This is a genomic window from Streptococcus mitis (assembly GCF_003942795.1).
GTDB classification, from domain to species: domain Bacteria; phylum Bacillota; class Bacilli; order Lactobacillales; family Streptococcaceae; genus Streptococcus; species Streptococcus mitis_BJ.
Genome location: NZ_RJNY01000041.1, coordinates 1 through 3128, shown reverse-complemented (window position 1 = coordinate 3128; position 3128 = coordinate 1). Strand labels below are relative to the sequence as shown.

The 3128-nt window shown below is 43.4% G+C and carries 1 protein-coding gene and 1 pseudogene; both read right to left on the bottom strand.

Annotated features, from left to right (window positions below; genetic code table 11):
* Positions 1 to 221: pseudogene (locus D8847_RS10275) on the bottom strand (hypothetical protein); the annotation flags it as partial.
* Between the two features lie 63 nt (positions 222 to 284).
* Complete coding sequence (locus tag D8847_RS10270; RefSeq protein ID WP_125841473.1) at positions 285 to 2936, bottom strand: valine--tRNA ligase; 2652 nt, start codon at positions 2934 to 2936, stop codon at positions 285 to 287.
* Positions 2937 to 3128: the final 192 nt, after the last annotated feature.

Here is a 3128-nt window from a genome sequence, read left to right as displayed (position 1 = left end):
GTAAAAGGTACTTTTTCGTCCAGATTATGTAATATAAAATGCAGAGAATTTTGAATATCTAAAGATAATTCACCACCATAAATAAGATTAGCAGTTTCAGATCTGGAGATTAAATATTTAATAGCTTCATCTCTGTTCATTTTGAATAAATCGTGTTCCAATATATTTTCTTTAATTTTATTACATATACTCTTCAATTGTTGTAACGCTTTCTTACTCAAATTATTGTTCTCCTTTTGATTTCATTATACCAAAAAACACGGTTTCTCACCGTGTTTCTTTATTTATTTCACCAACTTCTTCATCTCATCAATACGTGCTACGGTCGCGTCGTACTTGGCTTGGTAGTCGGCTTGTTTGTCGCGTTCTTTTTGGACGACTTCTGGTTTGGCATTGGCTACGAAGCGTTCGTTAGAGAGTTTCTTGCCGACCATATCCAGTTCTTTTTGCCATTTAGCGAGTTCCTTGTCGAGACGAGCCAGTTCTTCTTCGACATTGAGGAGGTCTGCGAGTGGCAGGTAGATTTCCGCTCCTGTGATGACGCTTGACATAGCGAGTTCAGGTGCAGGGATGGTTGATGCGATTTCCAAGTGTTCTGGATTTGTGAAGCGTTTGATGTAGTTGACATTGCTGTTAAAGAAGGCTTCCAAGTCGCTATCGCTTGTCTTAACAAGGATGGTGATAGGCTTGCTTGGTGCTACGTTTACTTCCGCACGCGCATTACGAACAGCACGGATCAAGTCTTTGAGACTTTCCACACCAGTGTGGGCAACAAGGTCTTCAAAGGCTGGGTTAACAGTTGGGTATTCCGCTGTAACGATAGAGCCTTCTGAGATTTGTCCAAAGATTTCCTCCGTCACGAACGGCATGATTGGGTGAAGGAGACGAAGGATCTTGTCCAAGGTGTAAAGGAGAACAGAGCGTGTGATGACTTTCTCTTCTTCATTATCGCTATAAAGGACTTCCTTAGTCAACTCAACGTACCAGTCCGCAAACTCATCCCAGATGAAGTTGTAGAGGATATGTCCAGCCACACCAAACTCAAACTTGTCAAAGTTTTCAGTAACTTTGCCGATCGTTTCATTAAGGTTGTGGAGAATCCAGCGGTCTGTGACATTTCCAGCTTCCTTGTTAACAACTTTTTCCACATTGGCAGTTGCTTGCTCAAGGGTCAAACCTTCATTGTTCATGAGGATGTAGCGAGAGATGTTCCAGATTTTGTTAATGAAGTTCCATGAGGCATCCATTTTCTCATAAGAGAAGCGCACGTCTTGCCCTGGCGCAGAACCGTTTGAAAGGAACCAACGAAGGCTATCTGTTCCGTACTTATCAATAACATCCATTGGATCAATCCCGTTACCGAGGGATTTAGACATCTTGCGTCCTTGCTCATCACGAATGAGACCATGAATCAAGGCATTTTTGAATGGCGACTTGCCAGTAAATTCCAAACCTTGGAAAATCATCCGAGACACCCAGAACGGAATAATATCATAACCAGTCACCAAAGTTGATGTTGGATAATAACGTTTAAAGTCTTCTGAGTCGACATCCGGCCAGCCCATGGTAGAGAATGGCCAAAGGGCAGAACTGAACCACGTATCCAATACGTCCTCATCCTGAGTCCATCCGTCACCTTCTGGAGCTTCTTCACCGACATATATTTCACCCTCAGCATTGTACCAAGCAGGGATTTGGTGACCCCACCAGAGCTGACGAGAGATTACCCAGTCATGGACATTTTCCATCCATTGGAGGAAGGTATCGTTGAAACGAGGTGGGTAGAATTCTACCTTGTCCTCTGTATCTTGGTTGGCAATGGCATTCTTAGCCAATTGGTCCATCTTGACGAACCACTGAGTAGACAAGCGTGGCTCAACCACAACACCTGTACGCTCTGAGTGACCAACGCTGTGGACACGTTTTTCAATTTTAACAAGAGCACCAATTTCTTCCAACTTGGCAACAACTGCCTTACGAGCTTCAAAGCGATCCATACCTGCAAGTTCGAAGGCTAAGTCATTCATCGTTCCGTCATCGTTCATCACGTTAACTTGTGGCAAGTTGTGGCGTTGACCAACCAAGAAATCGTTTGGATCGTGGGCAGGCGTAATTTTCACGACACCAGTACCAAACTCAGGATCAGCGTGTTCATCCCCAACGATTGGGATCAGTTTATTAGCGATTGGAAGGATAACGTTTTTACCGATCAAGTCCTTGTAGCGAGGATCTTCTGGATTGACCGCAACCGCAACGTCCCCAAACATGGTCTCAGGACGAGTGGTCGCAACTTCAAGGGCGCGTGAGCCATCTTCCAGCATGTAGTTCATGTGGTAGAAGGCACCTTCGACATCCTTGTGAATCACCTCGATATCAGAAAGAGCTGTGCGAGCTGCTGGGTCCCAGTTGATAATAAACTCACCACGGTAGATCCAGCCTTTTTTGTAAAGGTCCACAAAGACCTTACGAACCGCTTTTGACAAACCTTCATCAAGAGTGAAACGCTCACGAGAGTAGTCTACAGAGAGCCCCATCTTGCCCCATTGTTCCTTGATAGTAGTGGCATATTCGTCTTTCCATTCCCAGACTTTCTCGAGGAATTTCTCACGACCAAGGTCATAGCGGGAAATGCCCTCACCACGCAAGCGCTCCTCAACTTTAGCTTGAGTCGCAATCCCCGCGTGGTCCATCCCTGGAAGCCAAAGCGTATCAAAACCTTGCATGCGTTTTTGACGGATGATGATATCCTGTAAAGTCGTGTCCCAAGCGTGACCAAGGTGGAGTTTACCAGTTACGTTTGGTGGTGGAATCACGATAGAATAAGGCTTAGCCTTTTTATCGCCTGAAGGCTTGAAAACATCGGCATCAAGCCATTTTTGGTAACGACCAGCCTCAACCTCGGCTGGATTGTATTTAGGTGAAAGTTCTTTAGACATGTGTGTTCTCCTTAATAATTAGTTTCTTTTTAATTTCTTGTTTAGTTTCTTATTTATTTTCTTGCGTAATTTTATCTGTTCTTTTTTTAGTTTATTAACATCTTCTTTTGTTATATTATACTTTATATCCCATGATTTTTGTTTCAATCTAGAGTTTAAATTATAAATTTCGTAATATTTTAACTCTAAATC

What these genes read in the sequence shown, in the direction of transcription:
- D8847_RS10270 (WP_125841473.1), bottom strand. Translation starts at nt 2,936, where the DNA reads ATGTCTAAAGAACTTTCACCTAAATACAATCCAGCCGAGGTTGAGGCT.